Genomic DNA, 23,678 nt, shown 5'->3' on the forward strand with positions numbered 1-23,678 from the left:
CGGTTCTCGATGAGGAGAGCGGCACGTGTCACAGGAGAGCTCTGTCCAGGAACAGCCGGACGAGGCAACGGACGGGGGAACGTACGACTACGACGTCATCGTCGTCGGATCCGGCTTCGGCGGCTCCGTCACCGCCCTGCGACTGACGGAGAAGGGATACCGCGTAGGTGTCCTCGAAGCCGGCCGGCGCTTCACCCGCGACACGCTCCCCAAGAACTCCTGGGACCTCAAGAACTACCTCTGGGCCCCGAGGCTCGGCATGTACGGCATCCAGCGCATCCATCTGCTGGGCAATGTGATGGTGCTCGCCGGAGCGGGCGTCGGCGGCGGCTCCCTCAACTACGCCAACACCCTCTACGTACCGCCGAAGCCCTTCTTCGAGGACCCGCAGTGGAAGGACATCACCGACTGGGAAGGGGAGTTGAAGCCGTACTACGACCAGGCCCGGCGCATGCTGGGCGTGCGGCTCAACCCGACGATGACCCCGTCGGACGTGCACCTCAAGGCCGCCGCGGAGCGGATGGGGGTCGGCGACACCTTCCACATGGCGCCCGTGGGTGTCTTCTTCGGCGACGGACAGGACGCGGACGGGTCGGCCGGGGCGAAGCCCGGTGAGGAGGTCGCCGACCCGTACTTCGGGGGCGTGGGGCCCTCCCGCAAGGCCTGCACCGAATGCGGCGAGTGCATGACCGGCTGCCGGCACGGCGCCAAGAACACTCTCAACGAGAACTATCTCCACCTCGCGGAGAAGGCGGGCGCCGTCGTCCATCCGATGACGACCGTCGTGTCCGTCACCGACGACTCGCGGGGTGGGTACGCCGTCCAGACCCTCCCGACGGACGAGCGGCGCAAGGGGGAGGGGCGGACCTTCACGGCGCACCGGGTCGTTCTCGCGGCCGGCACCTACGGCACCCAGACGCTGTTGCACCGCATGAAGGCTGGCGGACAGCTGCCGTACCTGTCGAAGAGGCTGGGCGAGCTGACCCGCACCAACTCCGAGGCGCTGGTGGGCGCGCAGACGGACAACCGTCGCTACCGCAAGGCGCACGGGACGCCGAAGGCCGACTTCACCCAGGGCGTGGCCATCACGTCCTCGATCCACCCGGACGAGAACACCCACATCGAGCCCGTCCGCTACGGCAAGGGCTCCAACGCGATGGGCGGCATGTCCATCCTCCAAGTCCCCTACGCGGAGGGCTCGTCGAGGGTGGCCGGATGGTTCGTCAACGCGGCGAGGCATCCGCTGCTGGTGCTGCGGTCGCTGTCCAACCGCCGCTGGTCCGAACGCACCATCATCGGTCTTGTCATGCAGTCGCTCGACAACTCCCTGACGACGTATCTGAGGCCGAAAGGCGCGGGCAAGGGGCTGTTGACGGCACGTCAGGGTCACGGCGCTCCCAACCCCAAGCAGATCAGGGCCGCTTCGCAGGCCGCCGCTGTCCTCGCCGAGGAGATCAACGGCTTCGCGGGCAGCAATGTCGGCGAGCTGATGGGCACCCCGCTCACCGCGCACTTCCTCGGCGGCTGCCCGATCGGCGCCGGTGCGGAGGAGGGCGTCATCGACCCCTACCACCGGCTCTACGGCCACCCGGGCATCTCCGTCGTCGACGGTGCCGCCGTCTCCGCGAACCTCGGCGTCAACCCGTCGCTCACCATCACCGCGCAGGCCGAGCGGGCCATGTCGTTCTGGCCCAACAAGGGCGAGGCGGATCCGCGTCCGGCGCCGGGAGCCGCGTACGAGCGTCTCAAGGCGGTGGAGCCGCACCGGCCCGCCGTCCCCGCGGACGCCTTCGGCGCACTGCGGCTGCCGTTCCTGGGCATGCCGACGGTGCCGCCGAAGCCGTAGTCCCGTCCGGCGAAGGGCCGGGGCCCCGGCCCCGGCCGGCAAGGACTCTGCGGTCCCCGGACAACGAAAAGAAGGACCTGCGCCCCCCTCCGAGCGCAGGTCCTTCTCTTCTCGCGACTTCTTGCGACGTCTTGTCGGGCTGATGCCCGCGTCAGTCGTGCCGGGCCGTGTTACGCGGTCGCGCCACCGGACTTGCGGCGACGGACGACGACCAGCGCACCCGCACCGGCGACGACGGCGATACCGCCGGCGAGGCCGATCATCGGCAGGGCGGAGCTGGAGCCCGTCGCGGCGAGGCTGCCGTCGACCTGAGGCGTGTTGCTCTTGTCGGCCGGCTTGTCCGAGACCGGAACCTCGCCGCCTTCCTGCGGCTTGGTGCCGTCGGTGTCCGTGCCGGACGAGACGATCTGGAACTTGTACGCGACCTCGCCGTAGCCGGTGCACGCCGCGTCGGCGTCGCCGTAGATGCTGGCGCCGAGGGAGAAGCCGGCGCCGACCGGGGCGCTGGACTTCACGTTGATACGGAGCGGGATGTCGACCTCGTAGTCGGGCTTGAGCTCGTCGGTGTAGCCGACGAAGCCGACCGCGTAACCCTCGGAGTCGACGTCCTCCCAGACCTTGTCGTCCGGGTTGTACGCCTGGAGCTGGACCTTCTTGCTCTGGAAGAGGTCCTCGCCCGCCTTGTCGGAGGACGCGCCGGCGAAGAAGCCGAGGTCGCTCAGGGTGGAGTCGGAGTTGTTCAGGACGTCCAGGGAGAACTTGTGCCAGCCGCTGCCCGCCGCGATCTTGCCCGGCAGGCCGCTGATGGACACCTGGACCTTGGAGTCCGAGCACTCGGAGGGCTCGGGCTCCGGGGACTCCGACGCGGACTCCGACGCGGAGGCAGACGCCGAAGCGGAGCCGCTCGGGGCCGGAGCGGACTCGCTCGCGGACTCCGACGCGGAGGCGGAAGAGGAAGAGGAAGCCGACGCCGACTCGGACGGCGCGGGGGCGCTCTCGCTCGCGCTCGGCGAGGCCGACTCGGACGGGGACTCGGACACGCTCGCGCTCGCGGACGGGCTTTCTTCCGCGAACGCGGCCGGCGCGACCGACAGCAACGCGAGCGGTGCTATGACAGCCGTCGCGGCCGCTGTGGCCATGGCACGGCGAAGCTTCATGAAGACCTCGTATGTCCAGTGCGCCGTGAACTCGCGGCGCGAATATGACGTTTATGGGTGAGGCCTCCGCGTGTGGGGCGCGGGTGTGGCCGTTGGTTCTGCAGATGTGACCGGCGAAACCTGAGAATGGTTGTCCTGCGACTCACAGAATTTTTATGTGGCCTGAGTCACAGCCTTGTCCGGCTTGCGTACGTCCGTTCGAGCCGCCTACAAATGTGCTTCGTGTCTGAAAAGCAGCCCGGTGACACCGGTGAGCCGACGGTTCCTGACGATGTGTGGGAACAGTTCGCGCGCGACAGCGAACGCGACATCCGCGCCTCGGCCCCCAAAGAACCGTCCGCCCGGGCGCGCATGGTGACGGAGCGACTGCGTCTGCAGGACGCCCGGGAGGCCGAGCGGGCCGCCCGCCGGGGCGCCCGGAAGGAACCGCGGCCGGGCGCCCAGCCCGAGGGCTGGCGTGCGGGCCCCGCGTGGCGCGAGATGGACGGGCGCGCCGCCCGGCGCCGCAGACTGTGGGCGATCCTCGGGATCCCGCTCGCCGTGGCGGTGGCGGTCGTCGCGATGAAGCCGTCCCTGCTGCCCGGTGATCCCTTCGGCACCTCGGCCGCGTCCTCCTCGGCCGGCCCTCGGCTGCCCGACGAGACCGCGGCCCCCACCGCACCGCCCTCCGCCCCGGACTCCCAGTCGCCCACCCGGGAGCACCCGTTCGCCGGATCGCCCGCGGAGCGCTGGGCGGACGGCGCCGCCGCCATCGTCGTCCCGAAGGCCACCCCGGTCGGTTCCCTCACGAAGGAGCAGGTGGCCACGGCGCTGCGGCAGACCAAGAACCTGCTCGTCGGGGCGAACCTCGACCCGGCGACCCTGCGCGGCGAGCGTCCCGAAGCGGCGATCGCCGTCCTCGACCCCAAGCAGCCCCGGATGATCGACGACGTCGACCGCCGGCTGCGCGCGCCGGACGAGAAGCACGATCCGCTGTCCCTGTTCAGCCGCTTCGACCCCCACGAGGTACGCCTGGTCGGGCATGTGGTCAAGACGCGCGGCCGGATCACCTTCAAGGCGGGCGAGGACGCGTCCGTCGCCATCCACGCCGACTACACCTTCGTCTACCCGGTGTCCCCGGCCGGCGGGAACTCGACCGAGGTGACCCGCACCATCGTGCGCCGCGTCCTCGATGTCGCGTTCTCCGACCCGAGGAAGTTCCGGGTCACTCCGGGCAAGTTGCTGGTCCGCTATTACACCGAGAACATCGGCAACTCCGCCTGCGATGTCCACGACGGCTTCCTGCACCCGCGGTTCGTGTCGACCACGCCCACCGGCGCGCCGCCGACCGGCCCGACCAGCGACCCGTACGACCGCAGCCGTGACCTCCGGAGTTCCCCCAGGGTCGGCTGCGGAATGGTGTCCCGGACCTGACCGCGTCGGTGCCCCGGCGTCCGCGCCTCGGGCACGGTGAAGGGCCCCGCGGGACGGATGTCCGCGGGGCCCTTCTTCCGACAGCACCGACGTCAGGGCGGCGCCGGTGCCTCGAAGCGGCGTCGGGGGATGCGCCGCTGGTCGCGGGAGTGGCCGCCGGTCGTATGCGGCGGCGCACGAGGGCGCGCACATGATGCCGGCCCTGAACGGTTTCCGTCGGACGGCCCCGGGCGTCCCCGGGGCCGACCGTTCTCTTGAGTGACCGGCCTGCTGTCCCCTGCCGTCCGGTCACACCACCTGGAGCGAGGTCCCACGACGCACGGCACGATCCGTGCGTCTCATCGCTCCAGCGAAGCCACGCGTGGTTCCTTCGGGCCCGCCCCTGGCTGACACGGACACCAGAAGAAACGAAGTCCGCGGCACCCCGGTCACGCGCCGTACGGGTGAGAGGGAATGCGTACGTGCGTACGCCGGGTACGGGGCCCGGCCTTCCGGACGCCGCCGCCCGTCGTCGTACTCCGGCTCCGGGATTCAGACCCGGCCGCGGCACAGTTCGAGCAGGGTCATGGCCAGCGAGGTGCCCGGCCTGCCGAGCGCCTCCCGGTAGTGGCCGAGGATCTCCATCTCGCGGGAGAGGTTCACCCGGCGGCCTCCGGAGGTGATCCGGGCCTCCTGGATCACGGCCGAGACGGCCATCCGTTCCTGCACGAGACCGATGATCCGGTCGTCCAGAGCGTCGATGCGCTCACGGGCACCGGTGATCACATCGGCGGCCTCGTCGGTGCGGGCGCCGGTCTTGTCGAGTACGTCGGCCATGGTGGGGCTCCTCGGTGGAAGGGGCGCCCCGGAGCGGCACGGCCCGGAAACGGCAGACGCCCCGGGCCTTGTCGGCCCGGGGCGCCTGGGAAGTCGCTTGTCAGTTGCTCAAGCAGCACGACCATGGCAGCCGGTGGGCCGGTTGCCATAGGTAAACAGGAACGTCGTGTGCGTGAGCATGACGGCAGTATGCACGCCCGCGGGGGCGCCGGCCAAGACGGCTCGGATGGTGAGACCCGGCGTCCGGAACCCCGCGGGCGCCGGGCCCGTCGCGGCCCCCGAAGCCCCGCGGGCGCCATGCCCACCGCGGCCCCCGGTAGAATCGGCCGTACACACCCTTTTGCTCACCGCCGGAAGGCAGACCGTGCCAGAAGCGTCCCCCGCCGCCCCCGACACCGTCCTGGTCGTCGACTTCGGTGCGCAGTACGCCCAGCTCATCGCCCGTCGCGTCCGTGAGGCCCGGGTCTACAGCGAGATCGTGCCGAGCACCATGCCGGTCCAGGAGATGCTCGCCAAGAACCCGGCCGCGATCATCCTCTCCGGCGGTCCCTCGTCGGTCTACGCGGAGGGCGCCCCGCGCCTGGACCGCGAGCTCTTCGAGGCCGGTGTCCCCGTCTTCGGCATGTGCTACGGCTTCCAGCTGATGGCGACCACCCTCGGCGGCACGGTCGACAACACCGGTGCCCGCGAGTACGGCCGTACGCCGCTGCACGTCTCGAAGTCCGGCTCCACCCTCTTCGAGGGCACCCCGGACGAGCAGCCGGTGTGGATGTCGCACGGCGACGCCTGCTCCGCCGCTCCCGAGGGCTTCACCGTCACGGCCTCCACGGACGTCGTCCCCGTCGCCGCCTTCGAGAACGACGAGAAGAAGCTCTACGGCGTCCAGTACCACCCCGAGGTCATGCACTCCACGCACGGTCAGCAGGTCCTGGAGCACTTCCTGTACCGCGGCGCGGGTCTCACCCCGTCCTGGACGACCGGCAACGTCATCGACGAGCAGGTCGCCCTGATCCGCGAGCAGGTCGGCACCAAGCGCGCGATTTGCGGTCTGTCCGGCGGAGTGGACTCGGCGGTCGCCGCGGCCCTCGTCCAGAAGGCCATCGGCTCGCAGCTCACCTGTGTGTACGTCGACCACGGTCTGATGCGCCAGGGCGAGACCGAGCAGGTCGAGAAGGACTTCGTCGCCGCGACCGGCGTGCAGCTGAAGGTCGTGGACGCGGAGGAGCGCTTCCTCACCGCGCTCAAGGGCGTCTCGGACCCCGAGGAGAAGCGGAAGATCATCGGGCGCGAGTTCATCCGCGTCTTCGAGCAGGCCCAGGCGGAGATCATCGCCGAGGCCGCCGAGGGCGAGGACGTCGCGTTCCTGGTCCAGGGCACGCTCTACCCGGACGTCGTCGAGTCCGGTGGCGGCACCGGCACCGCCAACATCAAGTCCCACCACAACGTGGGCGGCCTCCCCGAGGACCTGGAGTTCCAGCTCGTCGAGCCGCTGCGCAAGCTGTTCAAGGACGAGGTCCGGATGGTCGGCCAGGAGCTCGGCCTGCCGGAGGAGATCGTCCAGCGCCAGCCGTTCCCCGGCCCCGGCCTCGGCATCCGGATCGTCGGCGAGGTGACCAAGGAGCGTCTGGACCTGCTCCGCCAGGCCGACGCCATCGCCCGCGAGGAGCTCACCGCCGCCGGCCTCGACCGGGACATCTGGCAGTGCCCGGTGGTCCTGCTCGCGGACGTGCGCAGCGTGGGCGTCCAGGGCGACGGCCGGACGTACGGCCACCCGATCGTGCTCCGTCCGGTGTCCAGCGAGGACGCCATGACGGCCGACTGGTCCCGGCTGCCGTACGACGTCCTGGCGAAGATCTCGACGCGCATCACGAACGAGGTCGCGGACGTCAACCGCGTCGTGCTCGACGTGACGAGCAAGCCCCCGGGCACCATCGAGTGGGAGTAGTCCTCCCGCGAGGGGCGTAGCAGCTCCTAGGTCCGCTTGAGCGTGCGCACCGGCGCGCCGGGCTTCCAGACCTGGACGACCAGATACGTGTCGTCCTCGACGTAGGTCCGCGTGACCTCCGTCAGTTCGGTGCGGAAGAGGTGGAACGGCTCCGGCGGTTCCACCTCTTTCACGTACGCCGCCTTCGCGGGGACGTCGTCGCCCACCTCGACCGCCCGCCCGCTGATCCGCACGTCGCCGCCGCCCATGTCCGTGCCGGCCCCCGGATTCGCCTGGAGCGCGAAGCGCGGGTCGCGGCGCAGGTCGAGGACCTTGAGGGAGTCCGGCATCATGCCGAGCCACAGCTCGCCGTCCAGGAAGCGGACCTCGATGCCGGAGGTGCGCGGCGAGCCGTCCTTGCGGAGGGTCGCGAGGACGTGGTGGGTGAAGGCGCCGAAGCGCTGTTCGACGGTGCCGGCGAGGTCCGGTTCGGCCGTGGAGAGAGCTGCCCAGTTCATGACCCGAGTCTGGCGCGGATACCCGACATCTCCTGTCGGGTATTGCCGGTGTCCATCTTTGGACCTCTTTTTTCTCTCATGGAACACCCCTGTTCTCCTGCGCTGACCGCGGGTAACTTCCGCTCCGTACCGAACACGCCAGTGGCTGGAGGACATATGCACGGGCCCACTCCGCCCCTGCCCCGCCCCACCGACCAGCTGAGCTTCGCCATGCCGCCGATGCACGAATCGACGGACGACGAACGGCAGCATCGCAAGGAGCGGCTGGCCGGCGCGCTGCGGCTGTTCGGACGGCTCGGCTTCGAGGACGGCGTCTCCGGACACATCACGGCGCGCGACCCTGAGCACAGCGACTGCTTCTGGGTCAATCCGTTCGGCATGCCGTTCAAGCACGTCACCGTGAGCGACCTGGTCATGGCCAACCAGGACGGTCAGGTGATCCAGGGCCGCTACCACGTGAACCAGGCGGCGTTCACCGTGCACTCCCAGGTCCACGCCGCCCGCCCCGATGTCGTCGCCGTCGCCCACTGCCACTCCGTGCACGGCCGCGCCCTCGCCGCCCTCGGTGATCTGCTCGACCCGATCACCCAGGAGAGCTGCGCTTTCTATGAAGATCACGCCCTTTACGACGCCTACTCCGGGGTCGCCGTCGACGCCGAGGAGGGCCGCAGGATCGCGTCCGCGCTGGGCAGCCGCAAGGCGCTGGTGCTGCGCAACCACGGGCTGCTGACCGTCGGGGACTCGGTGGACGCGGCGGCCTGGTGGTTCCTGTCCATGGAACGGTCGAGCCAGGTCCAGCTCACCGCGATGGCCGCGGGCCGGCCCCTCCTCATCGACCACAAGCAGGCGGTCGCCACCCGCGAACAGCTCGGCGGCGACCTGGTGGCGTGGATCAACTACCAGCCGCTGTGGCAGGACATCAGCCGCAGCGAACCCGACCTCCTCAGCTAGGACTTGTCCGGACATGGGCCGAGGTCGGATGGGGGGAACGGTCACCGCGACGGTGCTAGAAGCCCCGCAGGACGGCCGCCTTCGTCAGGGCGAACTCCTCGTCCGTCAGAACGCCGTCGCGGTACAGCTCGCCCAACTCCCGCAGGCGGCGCAGCAGTACGTCGTGATGGTCGGACTGCGCCGGTACCGCCGGGGCCGGCCGATGCCGGTCCATGTACGCTCCGGCGCGCGTGGAGGGGTGCGGCAGCCGAGCCGTGACCGCGGTGGCGACCAGCGCGGTGAGCAGGTCGCGGCGGGTGCTGCCCCACAGATCGAGGGCGTACGGGTCCTTTTCGGGCGGCAGTTTGGAGAACACCGCCTCACGTGTCACAAAACGGAGGAAACCGTCCTCGTAACCGGAGTTGGGCAGCCACTCGACCTGCACGAGGTCGCCCAGGGCGATGATCCGCGGACCCGTCGCCCGCTTGACACGGTCGGAGGTGTCCGCCCAGTCGATGCGCACCTGCGTCCCGTCGAAGGAGACCGTGCCGTCGCTGGAACGGACGGACACCGGGACGGGCGGTCCCGCGAGCAGATAGGTCTTCGCCGGTTCCTTGGGGATCTGGTCCAGGAGCAGCGCGCGGCGGATCTCCTCGGCGACGTACTCGGCCACTCCGGAACGGTCGACGTCGACCGACAGCTTGTAGGGGTCCGCCGCGTCGGGCAGCCGGCCCCCGGTCGCCTGGAGCAGTGGGTCGGCACCCTCACGCAACCGCAGCCGCAGCCGGCCACGCTTGCGTTCGGGTTCGTAGACGATGCCCGACACCGCCTCCAGAGGGACGGAGATCTCCCCGTATGTCTGCCGGAACAGGGGCACGGTCCGGTGCAGTCCCGGCGTGATCCTGACCGTGCTGCCGTCGAAGGCCCAGGTTCCGTCGCGCTGGATGATCTCGGCCATGGACAAATTCTCGCAGCCGGGTCAACAAGGGGTCCCTCGCTTCACCCGTGCCGAACCGACCTGACGCGTGCGAACCGTGCTCCGTACGGCACAATTCGCTGTCATCACAGAACAGTTGTCAGGCAGGTGTGCGGCAGTCAGGCGTACGGACGCTCCGGTGTGCGATGGTCTGGCACATCAGGTCCGGCCGCACGACGGCCGGGCACGTCGGGGCGTACCGGATCAGGCCGTGCGGCCGACCGGTGCGGCGTACCGGATTCCGGTCGCGTGGCGGCCTGACGGGTGCTTCGCGTCGTGGACGGTCGGCTGGTCGGGCGGGTGCGGGCTTCGGGCTGTACGTCGGCCGGGCGCACGTGACGCCTCGGCGGTGTGGGGGTCGGGCGTGCGTGGCGTTCCGGCGGTGTGACGGTCGGGCGTATGGACGTTCCGGTTGTACGGAGTTTTCTGGCGCGGGAAGGCGGCAGCGGGCGTGGCGGTGCAGGAGGCGAGACACGGTGCGGGGCACGGTGCCGGGTCGGGTGCCGGGTCGGGCACCGGACAGGGTGGCGGGCGCAGCGGTGGTCCGGGTGGCGGGCCGGGCGGAGGCCTGGGCGGGGGGTCGGGCGTGCACGAGGGCGGCTGCACGTGCGGGGACTGCCCGCACGGGGCGCGTACGGGGCACCGGCGGGCTGTCTCCGCGTTCCTCGCCAAGCGCGACGCGCTGGCGTCCGGACAGGGGCTGCCCGCCGGCGTCGCGCACTCCGCCTCCGCGTCCCGGCAGTGGGTGTCCGACGAACTCACCCAGTCCGCGGACCTCGTCGCCGAACGCGGCCGGCTCGAGGGCGAGACATGGCTGGGCCGGCTGTGGCGGTACACCGCCCACACCGTCTGCGCCGCCGTCGTCGTCCTCCTGCTCGTTCAGGCGCTCACCGCGATCGGGGCCGGCTGGACGGCGGCGCGGACGGCCGGGCTGCTCGCCGCGGTCGTCCTGGCCGGACTCCTGACGGGGGCGGCCTGGCTGCACCGGACGCGGGGCGGGGCCCTCGCGCCGGTCATCGGCGAGGACAACCGGCTCTCCACCTCCCGCGCGGTCGCCGGGGGTTGGGTGCTGCTCGTGGTGTACGCGGTGCTCGTGCTGGTGGGGCAGCTGGCGGTGGCCTCGGCGCCCGGCCGCCGGGACGAACTCATCGCCGGGCTGGAACTCGCCCGGGGCGCCGGTGTCGTGACCGTCGTCGCGGTGGTGTGCGGGGTCGCGGTGCTGGTGCGGCGGGTGGTCGGGCTGCGGGTGCTGGGGCAGCGACTGCAGAAGGTCCGCGCGGACCGGCCGCGCGCGGCGGACCTGCTGACCGACGACTCAGGGCGGGGCAGCTTCGCGGACATCCAGTACGTCGTGATCAGCGGGGTCGCTCTGGTCTTCGCGGCGGTGCGGCTGGCCCGGCGGCCGTCGCAGTTGCCCGATCTTCCGTGGGGGCTGGCCCTGTTGGTGCTGGTGTCGGCCGCGACCTATCTCGCCGGGAAGTACGCGGAGGGCGGGCGCCCGGTGATCCTCTCCGTGGTCCGGTCCCGTGAGGCGGGTGACCTGGACGCGCCCATTCGCACCGGGGACGACATCGAGATCCGCGGGGCCGGGTTCGTGCCGCCGGGGGCGCAGACCGCGGACCGGCTGTCGCGGATGGTCGTGCGGATCGGGCCGGTGCACGTGCATGTGCCGTTGGTGCCGGTGTCCGGGGGGTTCAGCAATCCCACGGACGCGGTGCTCACGGTGCCTGTGCCGGTGGACGTGGAGCCGGGGCGGGTGGAGGTGCAGGTGGTCACCGCGGCGGGGGTCGAGACGAACCGCTACGAGATCGACGTGACGGACTGAGGAAAGGCCGGCGCCGTTGAGGTCGGGGCCGTTGTTCAGCCCCTACGGCGTTTGAGGAGTGGGGGATGGGGCGGAGCCCCGGAGTTGGGAAGGGCAGGGGCGGAGGGGGCGAAGAACCGCTGTGGGGGTGCCGGGGCGCGAGAGGTCGGCCCGGGGTGTTCAGGGAGATGGAGCCCGAAAAAAGGTTCCAGCCCCTGAGTAGGGGAACCGATTCGTACGTATGGTCTGTTGAGTGGTCAACGGCACGCGGGCGAAAGGCGGCGGAGAGCGATGACTCACGGTATGCGGACGGATACTCACACCCAGTATCTGGAGGAGAGGCGGGACTGGCGTGATACCGCTACCCGTTACGCCCTGTTGCCACTCCGTGTCTTCCTGGGTGTCACCTTCATCTACGCCGGCCTCGACAAACTGACCAACAGCGCCTTCATGAAGGCCTCCGGATCGGGCTCGATCGGCGACATGATGCGCACGGTGCGTGACTCCTCCGCCATACCGGCCCTCGTCGACCTGTCCCTGAAGAGCCCCGTCGGCTTCGGCTACGCCATCGCGTTCGGCGAGCTGGCCGTCGGAATAGGCACCCTGATCGGCCTGTTCACCCGCCTCGCCGCACTGGGCGGCGCGCTCATCTCGCTCAGCCTGTGGCTGACGGTGAGTTGGGCCTCCGACCCGTACTACTACGGCAACGACCTGCCCTATCTGATGGCCTGGACCCCCCTCGTGCTGGCGGGCGCCTCGATCTTCTCCGTGGATTCGGCTCTACGAGCCCGGCGCAGGCAACGCGCCGGGGCCTATCGCTAGAACCGTCCTAGGAGTTCACGCCGCGCGGACCTCGGTCCGTGCGGCGTTTGCGTATGGCGTGGTTGACGGATGCCGCGGCGCCCGCCAGGCAGAGGCCGACGACAACGACGGGGATGATCGCGAACCACTCCGTGTCCCACCAGCCGCCCGCGTCTCCCGCGTAGGCGACGCCCCCGGCGGTGAGGAAGAGGCCCGCCACCAGCTTTCCGGGCTGGAACTCATGACGTGGCACGGGCCACCTCCGCCTGGCCGACGCCGACCTGGAGATCGAGGTCGAGGGTGCCGCCGTTCTTGCCGCCCGTCGTCGGCGGCAGGGTCACCTGCTTGTGCTTGCCCGGTTCCACGTCCACGTCCTTCTTGTTGTCACCCGGCAGCTGGATGTCTCCGACGCCCACTTCGACGGTGAGGCGTACGGTCGCGTCCTTGGGGACGATCACCTTCAGCCGGCCGGCGCCCACCTGCGCGTCGGTCTTCACCGTCTGCCCCTTGGCGAGGTCGACGCGGCTGAGGTCGAGGGTGCCCACGCCCGTGCCGAGGTCGTAACTCGGCCGTACGTCGGCCGCGGTCGCCGGAGTCCAGTTCGTCCGCACCCAGTGTGTGCCGATGTCCTTGGGCAGGGCCGCGGAGGCCGCGAGGAGGCCCGCCGTGATCACCGCCAGGAAGATCGTTCCCGCGCCCGTGCGGCCGAGGAAGGAGCTGAGGGCGATGCCCAGACCGAACACGATGAGGGCGGCGGCCAGTCCGGCCTGAAGGCTGGTGCCGAGCGCCTGGCCGTGCCAGTTCAGGCCGGTGGTGAGGCCACCCGCGAGGAGGGCGAGCAGGAACACCCGGCCGCCTATCGGGCGGGGGCCGCGCTGCTTGCGCTCCCGTTCTGTGCGCGGGTCGGGGCGGGAGGTGCCGCGGGCGATGTTGAGCGCGGCCGCGACATCCCGGTCCAGGGTCTCCGGCGGCCCCCACATGTAGCCGGTACCGCCGACGTGCGAACCGTCCTTGACGATCGGGTCGCGCCACCAGGAGGGATAGGAGGCGGGCACGGGCGGGGCCTGCGCCTCCGGCGGGGCGTCGGCGACGGCCTGCGCGGCGAGGGGATCCGGGTCGGTGGCGCCGCGGTTCTGCGACCAGTAGCCCGCGCCGGCCAGCAGCAGGGACAGGACGACGGCGAACGTCAGCACGCTGCCGTTCTTGAGCATGGACAGGAACACTCCGCAGCCGACCAGCGCGAAGAGCACGGCGGTCAGCGCCTGGCCGTCGACACGGCCGGTGAGCAGCTTGCGGACCTCGTTCTCCTCATCCTCGTCGTACGGGACGAAGAGCCAGGCGAAGCCGTAGAAGATGAGGCCGATGCCGCCGGTCGCGGCGAGCACCGCGAGCACGATCCGGAAGATCACCGGGTCCATGTCGCACTGCCGGCCGAGCCCGGCGCACACCCCGCCCAGCATCTTCTGCCGACGGTCGCGCCGGAACCTGCGCGGCACCTCGGGCGCGGCGCCGGCGTCCGCGGCCCGCGCCGCGGCCGCTTCCCCGCGAGCGCGCGGCTCATCACCCGGAGCGGTGCCGGGGTCCGGCTCCGCCGCCGCGTGCTGCTGATCTGTCATGCGTCCATGGTGACGGGCGGGACGGCCCGGCGGCAGTCGGGATGACCCTGGCCGAACCCTGATATCCGCCCGGAGGGGAGGGCGGGGACTGTTCGAGTGCCGATTTCTGAAGATCAGGGGAGTATCGGGGGCCGACCCTGATGCTCCGGTCCGCCGGGCGTGTGAACATCGATGGCATGCCGGAAGCCGCAGCCATGCCCGTCGACGACCCGCGGCCCCCGCGCAAGCTCTACCGCAGCAGCGACGGACGCTGGCTCGGGGGCGTGGCGCGAGGGCTCGCCGGGCATCTCGGGCTGCCCGTGGTCTGGGTGCGGCTGATGTTCGTCGGACTGTTCATGGCGGACGGGCTGGGCGCGCTGCTGTACGCCGCGTTCTGGTTCTTCGTGCCGCTCGGCGTCGGCGGCGTCGGCTCCGGCGGCCGCACTCCGGCGTTCACCACCGAGATCTCGCCCGACGGCCGGCGCAGGCTCGTGGCCCGCAAGCCGGACAAGGGCCAGATCGTCGCCCTGCTCCTCATGGTCGTCGTGGCCATGGTCTTCGTCGGCAATGTGAATCTCGGCGGCGGCACGAAGGCGTATCTGTGGCCGACGGTCCTCGTCGGCGCGGGTGTCGCCCTGGTCTGGCGCCAGGCGGACAACGCGCGGCGGGCCCGCTGGGCGGAGGTCGGCCGCCGTCGCCGTACGCTCACGCTGCTGCGGTCCGCGGCGGGCGTCCTGCTCGTCACCGCCGGCGTCTCCGGGATATTCGTCCTCCAGGGCTCCGCGGCCCACCTCGGCTCGGTGCTCCAGGCCGCTCTCGCGGTCCTCGTCGGCATCGCCCTGCTCGCCGGCCCCTATCTGATCAGGATGACCCAGGACCTCTCGGAGGAGCGCCTGATGCGCATCCGCGCGCAGGAGCGGGCCGAAGTCGCCGCCCACGTCCACGACTCGGTGCTGCACACCCTGACCCTGATCCAGCGCAACGCGGAGAACGCGAACGAGGTGCGGCGGCTGGCCCGCGCCCAGGAGCGCGATCTGCGGGCCTGGCTCTACAAGCCGGAGGGCAGCGGCAAGGACGAGGACGAGGAGCCCGACACCCTCGCCGAGGCGGTCCGCCGCCATGCCGCCGAGGTCGAGGACAAGCACGGCGTTCCCATCGAGGTCGTCGTCGTGGGCGACTGCCCGCTCGACGACCGCCTGACCGCGCAGATGCAGGCAGCGCGCGAAGCGATGGTGAACGCGGCCAAGTACGGTGGCGAGGGCGGCGCCGTACAGGTCTACGCCGAAGTCGAGGGCAGGACGGTCTTCGTGTCCGTCCGCGACCGCGGCCCCGGCTTCGACCTCGACGCGATACCCGCCGACCGCATGGGCGTCAGAGAATCGATCATCGGCCGTATGGAGCGCAACGGCGGCACGGCGCGACTGCGCGCGGTGCCGGACGGCGGCACGGAGGTCGAGCTGGAGATGGAAAGGGCGGAGAAGACGTCATGAGCGACACGAACGAGCCTGTGGAGTCCGGCGGTTCGGCCGGGGAGACCCCTGTGGCCGCCGCGTCCGGAGGCGCCGCCCCCGCGGCCGGTCCGGGCGGCACCGAGGGCGGGCGCCGGGTGCGCGTGGTGCTCGTCGACGACCACCGCATGTTCCGTACGGGAGTGCAGGCCGAGATCGGGGAGACCGAGCGGACCGGCGTCGAAGTGGTCGGCGAGGCCGCGGACGTCGACCAGGCGGTCACGGTCATCACGGCCACCCGCCCCGAGGTCGTCCTCCTCGACGTCCACCTTCCCGGCGGCGGCGGTGTCGAAGTACTGCGCCGCTGCGCCCCGTTGATGGCCGACGCCGAGCAGCCGGTCCGCTTCCTCGCGCTGTCCGTGTCGGACGCCGCGGAGGACGTGATCGGCGTGATCCGCGGCGGCGCCCGGGGATACGTCACCAAGACGATCACCGGCACGGATCTCGTGGACTCCGTCTTCCGCGTCCAGGACGGCGACGCGGTCTTCTCCCCGCGCCTCGCCGGTTTCGTCCTCGACGCCTTCGCCTCCACCGACGCCCCGCCCGTCGACGAGGACATGGACCGCCTCACCCAGCGCGAACGCGAGGTCCTGCGCCTCATCGCCCGGGGCTACGCGTACAAGGAGATCGCCAAACAGCTGTTCATCTCCGTCAAGACGGTCGAGTCGCACGTCTCGGCGGTCCTGCGCAAACTCCAGCTGTCGAACCGCCACGAACTGACCCGCTGGGCGACAGCGCGTCGGCTGGTCTGAGCGATCACGTGATCACGCCACCCGGGTGGCCCCCGCGAAGGGCATCTCGCTGATCGGGGCCAGCCGTACGGGCGCCGACGGATTGGGGGCGTGGATCATCTGGCCGTTGCCGACATAGATACCCACGTGCGTGATTCCCGAGTAGAAGAACACCAGGTCGCCGGGGCGGAGTTCGGAGAGGGTGACCCGCTGGCCGGCGTTGATCTGGGAATAGGTCGTCCGGGGCAGGGAGATGCCCGCGGAACGGTACGCGGCCTGGGCGAGCCCGGAGCAGTCGAAGGCGTCGGGGCCGGTGGCGCCCCAGACGTAGGGGCTGCCGAGCTTCGAGTAGGCGTAGGCGACGGCCGCCGCCGCCCGGGAGTTGGGCGCGGCGACGGTGCTGCCGTCGGCGCCGGGGGCACCGGATGTACCGGACGGGGCCGGCTCGCGGGCCGAGGAGCGAGACACGTGCTGCTGCTCGTCCGCGCCGCCCCGCTGCACGTACTGCGTGCGCTGCTCCGGGGTGAGCCGCTCGAGCAGTCGGCGTGCCGCGTCGAGCTTTTCGTTGATCGTCTTCTTCTGCCGCTTCAGTTCGGTCTGTCGCGACTTGAGCGCGGCCAGTTCGATGTGCGCCGCTCCGCGCAACTGCTCGATCTCACGCAGCTGTTTGCGTACCCCGGCGACTTCCGCCGACTGCCGGGTGCCGACCCGCTCCGCGAACGCGGCCCCGTCAAGGTACTGGTCGGGGTGGTCGGAGAGCGCGAGTTGCACCACGGGGTCGAGTCCACCACTGCGGTACTGCGCCGCCGCCATCGAACCCAGCGCTTCCCGCGCCGAGTTGAGCCGGTCCTCCCGGCGGGCCGCCTCGTCGCGGAGTGTGCTCAGGTGGGCCTCAGTCCGGTCGGCCTTCTCCTTGGCGCCGTCGTACTTCTGGGTGGCGACCTCCGCCTCCTCGTACAACTTGTCGACCTTGGCCTTCACCTGCGCCGGGGACAGCTGGGGGTCGGCATGCCCGATCCCGTCGAAGCCGGTCGCCGTCGCCGCGCCCGCGAGGGCGATGGTGACTGCTGTGCGGGCCGTGGTTCCGCCGATCGAGCGCTGTTTGGCCTTGCGGTGCGCTGCCACGAGGGCCCACATCCTTCCGTGCGACCGCCCTTGCGGGTGCGGTCAAGCGGTGACACGTCCGGCGGCGGCTCACACAGGGGGAGCGGGCCGCCGCCGGACCTTCTCGGCGGTGGTGTCCGACTGCCGCCCCTGGCCCGGGCGGCGGTGGGGAGCCGGTCACCTGGGGGAGGACGCTAAACCTGGGAGTGTGGCGTTGGTAATGCTATGTACGGAACTGTCGCCACTGGATCGCCGAGTGACCGGATGCGACCAGGATTCCGGCCTTGCATCGCCGACTTCACGCAGGGTGATGACCGATGCGGCGAATCCCGGACGACCGGAGTGGCGCCGGTGCTACGGATGACACGCGATGGCCCGGTGGCAAGGGGGTGGCGAGAGGGGGCGGAGCGAAGGGATGGCCCGGTGAGGAGGGGCGACAGGGTGTGCGATTAGGCTCCGGCCCCATGGGCGTACTCATCAATCTCTTCGTCGGCCTGCACATCATCGGCATCGCCGCGCTCCTCGGCGGCTTCTTCACCCAGATGAAGGCGATGGGCCAGGGCACGGCCCGCTTCGTCCCCGCGATGCTGCACGGTGCGCTGACCATGCTGGTCACCGGTGTCGCACTGGTCGGGCTCAACCAGGCCGACGGCAACACGGTCAACACCGTCAAGATCGGTGTGAAGCTGGCCCTGCTGATCGTGATCCTCGGGCTCGTCTATGTGAAGCGGGACGAGGAGACGGTGGACAAGCGCCTCTTCGGTCTGGTCGGCCTGCTGACCGTCACGAACATCTTCATCGCCGTCCTGTGGACCTGACCGGCGTCTTCACCCGCGCGCGGGGCTTGACCGGCTCGCCTCCGTACGGCGGGCTTGAGCGGCCCCTCGCCTCCGTGAGGCGCTTGAGCGGCGCCGTCACCTCCGCGCCGCGGACCTGACGGCGAGGGCGGCGCCCGTGGCGATCGCGAGCCATACCGCCACCGCGATCCACAGCAGGACCTGCCCCGGCCCCTTGAGCCAGAAGACGTCGAGGGCGGCCGCGACCGAGAGGGTGGCCACCGCGGTCATCCCCATCGGGAAGACGGTCGCCCAGCGCCGTGCGTCGTACCGCGGGCGCGGCCACACCGCCTCCGTGACGAGCAGCACGCAGTAACAGGTGAGGTCGAGCACGAGCAGTGTGCCGGTCGCGGCGCGCAGGACGCCCTGGTCGTCGTTGTTCCACAGGTAGATGTTCACGTGGTGCGCGGCGACGAGTCCCGCCCCGGCCAGCGCCGAGATCGCGAGCGCGCCGCCCGCCACCCAGTGGTCCCCGGCACCCCGCTTCACCTCCCACAGGTCGAAGTGCCCGAACGACACCCCGTAGAGCACGATCCCCAGCCAGAACAGCACCATCGCGGCGTGCGCCAGCCAGTCCGAGCCCACGGCGCCGGCGATCGTCGAGCCGAGGACCGAGAGCCCCTGCGTGGCCACGCAGACGAGGAACACCTCTCCCGCCATACGGCGCCGCCAGTGCCGTACGACGGCGACGAGCAGGATCGGCCAGAGCGCCGCCGACAGTGCGAGCAGGGCCTCGGCGAGGCCCTGCCACCCCAGTTCGGAGATCCGGGTGCCGAGCACGGTGGTCGCCGCGACCGCGTTGAGCCCGGCCGGCGTGCCGGCCTGCCGCATCCATTGCTCCCGGTCGCCCACCAGCCGGACGAGGAAGTCCGCGGCGAGCCCGAGCCAGGCGAGCGACGCGAGGACCAGCGCGATCCGGGAGAGGGTCTCGTAGCCGGTCAGGTGCAGCCCGATCGAGATGATGCCGGTGGCCATGACGGCGGTCCCGGCGGCGGGCGACCGCCCCGCCCACCAGGCGCGGAACGAAGCGGTGTCCGGCATGTCCGGTGTGTCTGGCATGCGCCCGATGCTAGGGATCTCCGCACCGGTTGCCGGCGGGGCACGCGCGTGGGGCGCACGAAAACACCGGGCACGCGTGCGGGGGGTACGAAATGCGGGGCACGCGCGCGTGGGGCTTCAGCCGCTCCACGCGCGCGTGCCTCGCGAAGGGCGCTCGCGCCCCGGTCTACGCCGGGCGCACCACGCTGTGGATCGCCGAGGTGCCGTCGTAGTAGATCGATTCCTCGCGGACGTACGCTCCCGGCTTCGGTGCGTGGATCATCATGCCGTTGCCGATGTAGAGGCCGACGTGGCTGATGTCGCTGTAGAAGAAGACCAGGTCACCGGGCTGGGCGTCAGCGAGGGAGACCGTCGTCCCCGCGTTCACCTGGTCGTAGGTGACGCGCGGAAGGCTGACGCCGGCGGCCCTCCAGGCGGCCTGGGTCAGGCCCGAGCAGTCGTACGAGTCCGGGCCGGTGGCGCCCCAGACGTACGGCTTGCCGATCTGCGCGCGGGCGAAGGAGAGCGCCTTGGCCGCCTTCGTCGCGTACGAGGAGTCCGTGGCCGTCGATCCCGTCGCGGATCCGGCAGTCGAACCGGTCGTCGATCCGGTCGTCGATCCGGTCGTCGTGCCCGACGACTGCTGCTGGGCGGCCTTCTCGGCGGCCGCCTGCTGCCGTGCCAGCTCGGCCGCCTTGGCCGTGGCCTGCTCCTGCTTCTTCTTCTCGATCGCCGCCAGCCGCGCCTTCTCCTCGGCGTCGAGCTTCGAGAGCAGGCTGCGGGCCTCGCTGAGCTTGCGCTGCACCGCGGCCTTGGACGTCCTGAGCGCGTTCTGCGAGGCGGTCAGCGACTGCAGGCTCCGACTGGCCTCCGCGCGCTTCTTGGTGGTGGCGGCCTGCTCCGTGATGTAGTCGTCCACGGCCGCCTTCTGGCGGGTCGTCAGACGGCTCATCAGCTGGGTCTGGTCGAAGTAGTCCTGCGGGTTGTCGGCGAGCAGCAGTGTCGCGGTGCTGGGCGCCGCGGCCCCGGTGCGGTACTGCGCCGCGGCGAAGGAACCCAGCTCCTCGCGCGCGGTGTTGAGCTTCTCGGTGCGCTGGGCGACGTCGTCGAGCAGGGTGTCGACGCGCTTCCGCTGCTTGGCGGTCTTCTCCCTGGTCGCGTTGTACTTGTCGGTGGCCGTCTCGGCCTGGTGGTAGAGGTCGTTGACCTTCTTCGAGACCTCTTCGATGCTGGGTTTGGGCTCGGCCGAGGGGGCGGCGTTCGCCGTCTGGGAGAGCAGGGCCACGGAGGTGAGGGCCGCCGTGGCGAGGGCCGGGGTCCGTATGCCTGCGATGCGCGTACCCGTAGGACGCCATTTGCGGTGCGACGCCAAGAGAGGCGACTCCTTCCGTCATCCGCCTACCGAGTTAGCTGTCGGGTTCGGGCGGGTGGTTCCGGAAGGTTGCCCTACGGTCCGCGCACAAGGCGGTCGGACCGATTCACCCCAAGGTCGGTGGGTCCCCGGCTCCGGCGGCCTCGTGGGCGTGCCGAACTCGGCGGAGGCCGCCCGGCCCGGCGAGGTTCGCCGGTTGCGGTCGAGTGGCCTTCCGGCACGCTAGCCAACTGGTGTGGCCCGTGTGAAGGTTGATGTGCGATATGCCCGATACATTTTCGTGACCATTCCCGTGTGCTCCGTCTCCTGTGATGCATTCGCGGTGATCCATCCGCAATGCGGCCCCTATTGGGCACCTGCGCCCTTCATGCCGCGGCTCCCTCGCGGGGTGGCGCGCCGCCCCGTCGCCGCTCTCGCGGCGGCGGGGCGCCCGTCTGCGGCGACGGCTTCCCGCTCTGAGCGGCTTCTGTGGGCATGGGGCGGAGACTCCCGCGGGGCACGGGGTGGCAGCTCGCTCGGGAGTGGCGCATCGCTGCCGGCGTGCCGACGTGCCGTCGCCTGTTCGGATTCCGGGCCGATGTCGATGTCGATGCCGATCGACGTCGATGGCGGCGCCGATGCCGATGCCGACTCCGCCCGTCCGATCCCTCGCCCGGGGTGACCGATCGGCGGTGTGTGGTCACGGATGGTGAGGTGTTGTGGCCGGACGCCCGTCCGCCCGGGATTCGCGTCACGAGTTCCGGTCGAGTTCTCGGGGTGGCGGCGGGCTGTCAGTGGGGCGGCCTAGACTCGGAGAGCGATGAGCAGCCTCTTTGACGACAGCTTCCTGGCGGACCTCAAGCCCTCCGGGGCCCACGAGGACGAACACCCGCCGCCGCCCGAGGACGATCACGTACCGGAGCCGGTTCCGGACGATCTGTTCGGCGGGAAGTTCGACATGCCGCCGAGCCGGGACGCGTACTACCGAGACGGCGCGCCCCGCCCCGCCGTGGACCCGGCGGCCCTGCTGGACGGACTGAACGAGAACCAGCGCGCGGCCGTGGTGCACTCCGCCTCGCCGCTGCTCATCGTGGCCGGCGCCGGCTCCGGCAAGACCCGGGTGCTCACCCACCGGATCGCGCATCTGCTCGGCGAGCGCAATGTCCACCCCGGCCAGATCCTCGCGATCACCTTCACGAACAAGGCCGCGGGCGAGATGAAGGAGCGCGTCGAGGCGCTCGTGGGCCCGCGCGCCAACGCGATGTGGGTGATGACCTTCCACAGCGCCTGTGTCCGCATCCTCCGCCGCGAGAGCAAGACGCTCGGATTCACCTCGTCGTTCTCGATCTACGACGCCGCCGACTCCAAGCGTCTGATGGCGCTCGTCTGCCGTGATCTCGACCTCGACCCCAAGCGTTTCCCGCCGAAGTCGTTCAGCGCCAAGATCTCGAACCTGAAGAACGAGCTGATCGACGAGGAGGACTTCGCGGCCCAGGCCACCGACGGCTTCGAGAAGACCCTCGCCCAGGCGTACGCGATGTACCAGTCGCGGCTGCGCGAGGCCAACGCGCTCGACTTCGACGACCTGATCATGACCACGGTCAATCTGCTGCGTGCCTTCCCGGACGTCGCCGAGCACTACCGCCGCCGCTTCCGGCACGTCCTGGTCGACGAGTACCAGGACACCAACCACGCGCAGTACGCGCTCGTCCGGGAGCTCGTGGGCAACTCCGAGCACCCCGTGGACGTACCGCCCAGCGAGTTCGACCTGCCCCCCGCCGAGCTGTGCGTCGTGGGTGACGCGGACCAGTCGATCTACGCCTTCCGCGGCGCGACCATCCGCAACATCCTCCAGTTCGAGGAGGACTACCCGAACGCGACGACGATCCTCCTGGAGCAGAACTACCGCTCCACCCAGACGATCCTGTCCGCCGCCAACGCGGTCATCGAGCGCAACGAGTCCCGCCGCCCCAAGAACCTGTGGACCAACGCGGGCGCGGGCTCGAACATCACGGGCTACGTCGCGGACACCGAGCACGACGAGGCCCAGTTCGTCGCCGACGAGATAGACCGTCTCACCGACGCGGGCGAGGCCAAGGCCGGCGACGTCGCGGTCTTCTACCGTACGAACGCGCAGTCCCGTGTCTTCGAAGAGGTCTTCATCCGCGTAGGCCTGCCCTACAAGGTCGTCGGCGGCGTCCGCTTCTACGAGCGCAAGGAGGTCCGGGACGTCCTGGCGTACCTCAGGGTGCTGTCCAACCCCGAGGACTCGGTCCCGATGCGCCGCATCCTGAACGTGCCCAAGCGCGGCATCGGCGACCGCGCCGAGGCGATGATCGACGCCCTGTCGCAGCGCGAGAAGATCAGCTTCCCGCAGGCGCTTCGCCGCGTCGACGAGGCCTACGGGATGGCCGCGCGCTCCACCAACGCGGTCAAGCGGTTCAACACGCTGATGGAGGACCTGCGCACCGTCGTCGAGTCCGGCGCGGGTCCGGCCACCATTCTGGAGGCCGTCCTCGAACGCACCGGTTATCTCGCCGAGTTGCAGGCGTCGACCGACCCTCAGGACGAGACGCGGATCGAGAACCTCCAGGAACTCGCCGCCGTGGCCCTGGAGTTCGAGCAGGAGACCGGTGAGGGCGAGAACGCGGGCGGACTCGCCGCGTTCCTGGAGCGGGTCGCGCTCGTCGCCGACTCCGACCAGATCCCGGACGAGGAGGACGGCAACGGCGTCATCACCCTGATGACCCTGCACACCGCCAAGGGCCTCGAATTCCCCGTGGTCTTCCTGACCGGCATGGAGGACGGCGTCTTCCCGCACATGCGCGCCCTCGGACAGGTCAAGGAGCTGGAGGAGGAGCGCCGCCTGGCGTACGTCGGCATCACGCGCGCGCGGGAGCGGCTCTACCTCACCCGGTCGTCGATGCGCAGCGCGTGGGGGCAGCCCTCGTACAACCCGCCCTCCCGCTTCCTTGAGGAGATCCCGGCGACCCATCTGGACTGGAAGCGCACAGGGGCGACGTCGCCCATGTCGGCCGGTCCGGTCTCCGGTGTAGCCGCCTCCCTCTCGTCCTCGCGTTCGCGGTCCGCGGCCTCGGGTGCCTCCGGGTTCGCCACCCGCCGTGGTGTCTCCGAGAAGCCGGTGGTCTCGCTGGCCGTCGGGGACCGCGTCACGCACGACCAGTTCGGCCTCGGCACCGTCGTCGGGGTGAAGGGCAGCGGCGCGAACGCGGAGGCGACGGTCGACTTCGGAGAGCCCAAGCCGAAGCGGCTGCTGCTGCGGTACGCGCCGGTGGAGAAGCTGTAGGCCGGGAGGCCGTTCGCGGGACC

Annotated in this window: 20 protein-coding genes and 1 riboswitch; of the genes, 11 read left to right on the forward strand and 9 right to left on the reverse strand. The window is 70.7% G+C overall.

Annotated elements, in window-relative coordinates:
• The first annotated feature begins 25 nt into the window (after window positions 1-25).
• On the forward strand, window positions 26-1,846 hold the full coding sequence (locus tag ACZ4N5_RS31800) for a GMC family oxidoreductase N-terminal domain-containing protein (RefSeq protein WP_467760483.1): 1,821 nt from the start codon (window positions 26-28) through the stop codon (window positions 1,844-1,846).
• Between the two features lie 170 nt (window positions 1,847-2,016).
• On the opposite strand, the gene ACZ4N5_RS31805 is transcribed toward ACZ4N5_RS31800, so the two are convergent.
• A complete protein-coding gene (locus ACZ4N5_RS31805; protein ID WP_467760484.1) occupies window positions 2,017-2,658 on the reverse strand; it encodes an LPXTG cell wall anchor domain-containing protein in 642 nt (213 codons plus the stop codon).
• Between ACZ4N5_RS31805 and ACZ4N5_RS31810 the strand changes: the two genes are divergently transcribed.
• Both ACZ4N5_RS31810 and ACZ4N5_RS31815 read left to right on the forward strand, forming a co-directional pair.
• A complete protein-coding gene (locus ACZ4N5_RS31810) occupies window positions 2,651-3,064 on the forward strand; it encodes a hypothetical protein (RefSeq protein WP_467760485.1) in 414 nt (137 codons plus the stop codon). The genes ACZ4N5_RS31805 and ACZ4N5_RS31810 overlap by 8 nt on opposite strands.
• Before the next feature lie 152 nt (window positions 3,065-3,216).
• Window positions 3,217-4,416, forward strand: coding sequence for a hypothetical protein (locus tag ACZ4N5_RS31815; protein ID WP_467760486.1), 1,200 nt, complete (start codon window positions 3,217-3,219; stop codon window positions 4,414-4,416).
• Window positions 4,417-4,947: 531 nt separating this feature from the next.
• On the opposite strand, the gene ACZ4N5_RS31820 is transcribed toward ACZ4N5_RS31815, so the two are convergent.
• On the reverse strand, window positions 4,948-5,232 hold the full coding sequence (locus tag ACZ4N5_RS31820) for a chorismate mutase (protein ID WP_467760487.1): 285 nt from the start codon (window positions 5,230-5,232) through the stop codon (window positions 4,948-4,950).
• A gap of 364 nt (window positions 5,233-5,596) precedes the next feature.
• On the opposite strand from ACZ4N5_RS31820, the gene guaA reads away from it, so the two are divergent.
• Complete coding sequence (gene guaA, locus ACZ4N5_RS31825) at window positions 5,597-7,177, forward strand: glutamine-hydrolyzing GMP synthase (RefSeq protein WP_467760488.1); 1,581 nt, start codon at window positions 5,597-5,599, stop codon at window positions 7,175-7,177.
• Between the two features lie 26 nt (window positions 7,178-7,203).
• Here guaA and ACZ4N5_RS31830 read toward each other — a convergent pair whose 3' ends face one another.
• Window positions 7,204-7,674 carry a pyridoxamine 5'-phosphate oxidase family protein gene (locus tag ACZ4N5_RS31830; protein ID WP_467760489.1) on the reverse strand — a complete coding sequence of 157 codons (471 nt, stop codon included), beginning with the start codon at window positions 7,672-7,674 and terminating at the stop codon, window positions 7,204-7,206.
• Window positions 7,675-7,830: 156 nt separating this feature from the next.
• On the opposite strand from ACZ4N5_RS31830, the gene ACZ4N5_RS31835 reads away from it, so the two are divergent.
• The gene (locus ACZ4N5_RS31835) at window positions 7,831-8,625 is read left to right on the forward strand and encodes a class II aldolase/adducin family protein (RefSeq protein WP_467760490.1); all 795 of its coding nucleotides are present in this window, start codon (window positions 7,831-7,833) and stop codon (window positions 8,623-8,625) included.
• Window positions 8,626-8,680: 55 nt separating this feature from the next.
• On the opposite strand, the gene ACZ4N5_RS31840 is transcribed toward ACZ4N5_RS31835, so the two are convergent.
• Window positions 8,681-9,562: a DUF4429 domain-containing protein gene (locus ACZ4N5_RS31840; protein WP_467760491.1), complete on the reverse strand. Its 882-nt coding sequence runs from the start codon at window positions 9,560-9,562 to the stop codon at window positions 8,681-8,683.
• 604 nt (window positions 9,563-10,166) lie between these two features.
• Between ACZ4N5_RS31840 and ACZ4N5_RS31845 the strand changes: the two genes are divergently transcribed.
• Both ACZ4N5_RS31845 and ACZ4N5_RS31850 read left to right on the forward strand, forming a co-directional pair.
• Window positions 10,167-11,405 (forward strand): hypothetical protein, encoded by a 1,239-nt coding sequence (locus ACZ4N5_RS31845; RefSeq protein ID WP_467760492.1) that lies wholly within the window; start codon window positions 10,167-10,169, stop codon window positions 11,403-11,405.
• A 270-nt stretch (window positions 11,406-11,675) separates the two neighbouring features.
• Complete coding sequence (locus ACZ4N5_RS31850; protein ID WP_467760493.1) at window positions 11,676-12,206, forward strand: DoxX family protein; 531 nt, start codon at window positions 11,676-11,678, stop codon at window positions 12,204-12,206.
• 7 nt (window positions 12,207-12,213) lie between these two features.
• On the opposite strand, the gene ACZ4N5_RS31855 is transcribed toward ACZ4N5_RS31850, so the two are convergent.
• Both ACZ4N5_RS31855 and ACZ4N5_RS31860 read right to left on the reverse strand, forming a co-directional pair.
• A complete protein-coding gene (locus tag ACZ4N5_RS31855; RefSeq protein WP_467760494.1) occupies window positions 12,214-12,438 on the reverse strand; it encodes a hypothetical protein in 225 nt (74 codons plus the stop codon).
• Entirely contained in the window at window positions 12,425-13,801 is a 1,377-nt protein-coding gene (locus tag ACZ4N5_RS31860) for a PspC domain-containing protein (RefSeq protein ID WP_467760495.1), read from the reverse strand. The genes ACZ4N5_RS31855 and ACZ4N5_RS31860 overlap by 14 nt, the downstream gene beginning before the upstream one ends.
• Before the next feature lie 176 nt (window positions 13,802-13,977).
• Here ACZ4N5_RS31860 and ACZ4N5_RS31865 point away from each other — a divergent pair, with 176 nt between their 5' ends.
• Together ACZ4N5_RS31865 and ACZ4N5_RS31870 are read left to right on the forward strand one after the other, a co-directional pair.
• Window positions 13,978-15,270, forward strand: a complete 1,293-nt coding sequence (locus ACZ4N5_RS31865) for an ATP-binding protein (RefSeq protein ID WP_467760496.1) — start codon at window positions 13,978-13,980, stop codon at window positions 15,268-15,270.
• On the forward strand, window positions 15,267-16,040 hold the full coding sequence (locus ACZ4N5_RS31870) for a LuxR C-terminal-related transcriptional regulator (protein WP_467760497.1): 774 nt from the start codon (window positions 15,267-15,269) through the stop codon (window positions 16,038-16,040). Before ACZ4N5_RS31865 ends, ACZ4N5_RS31870 begins: the two co-directional genes overlap by 4 nt.
• Before the next feature lie 12 nt (window positions 16,041-16,052).
• Here ACZ4N5_RS31870 and ACZ4N5_RS31875 read toward each other — a convergent pair whose 3' ends face one another.
• Window positions 16,053-17,144, reverse strand: coding sequence for a C40 family peptidase (locus tag ACZ4N5_RS31875; protein WP_467760498.1), 1,092 nt, complete (start codon window positions 17,142-17,144; stop codon window positions 16,053-16,055).
• Between the two features lie 443 nt (window positions 17,145-17,587).
• Between ACZ4N5_RS31875 and ACZ4N5_RS31880 the strand changes: the two genes are divergently transcribed.
• Window positions 17,588-17,941 (forward strand): hypothetical protein, encoded by a 354-nt coding sequence (locus ACZ4N5_RS31880; protein ID WP_467760499.1) that lies wholly within the window; start codon window positions 17,588-17,590, stop codon window positions 17,939-17,941.
• A gap of 96 nt (window positions 17,942-18,037) precedes the next feature.
• Here ACZ4N5_RS31880 and ACZ4N5_RS31885 read toward each other — a convergent pair whose 3' ends face one another.
• Both ACZ4N5_RS31885 and ACZ4N5_RS31890 read right to left on the reverse strand, forming a co-directional pair.
• The gene (locus ACZ4N5_RS31885; protein ID WP_467760500.1) at window positions 18,038-19,018 is read right to left on the reverse strand and encodes a tellurite resistance/C4-dicarboxylate transporter family protein; all 981 of its coding nucleotides are present in this window, start codon (window positions 19,016-19,018) and stop codon (window positions 18,038-18,040) included.
• A 166-nt stretch (window positions 19,019-19,184) separates the two neighbouring features.
• Entirely contained in the window at window positions 19,185-20,369 is a 1,185-nt protein-coding gene (locus ACZ4N5_RS31890; RefSeq protein ID WP_467760501.1) for a C40 family peptidase, read from the reverse strand.
• Window positions 20,370-20,377: 8 nt separating this feature from the next.
• Window positions 20,378-20,531: riboswitch (cyclic di-AMP (ydaO/yuaA leader) on the reverse strand.
• Window positions 20,532-21,168: 637 nt separating this feature from the next.
• On the opposite strand from ACZ4N5_RS31890, the gene pcrA reads away from it, so the two are divergent.
• Window positions 21,169-23,655, forward strand: coding sequence for a DNA helicase PcrA (pcrA, locus tag ACZ4N5_RS31895; protein ID WP_467760502.1), 2,487 nt, complete (start codon window positions 21,169-21,171; stop codon window positions 23,653-23,655).
• Window positions 23,656-23,678: the final 23 nt, after the last annotated feature.

Source organism: Streptomyces sp. NPDC026500, from assembly GCF_055567635.1.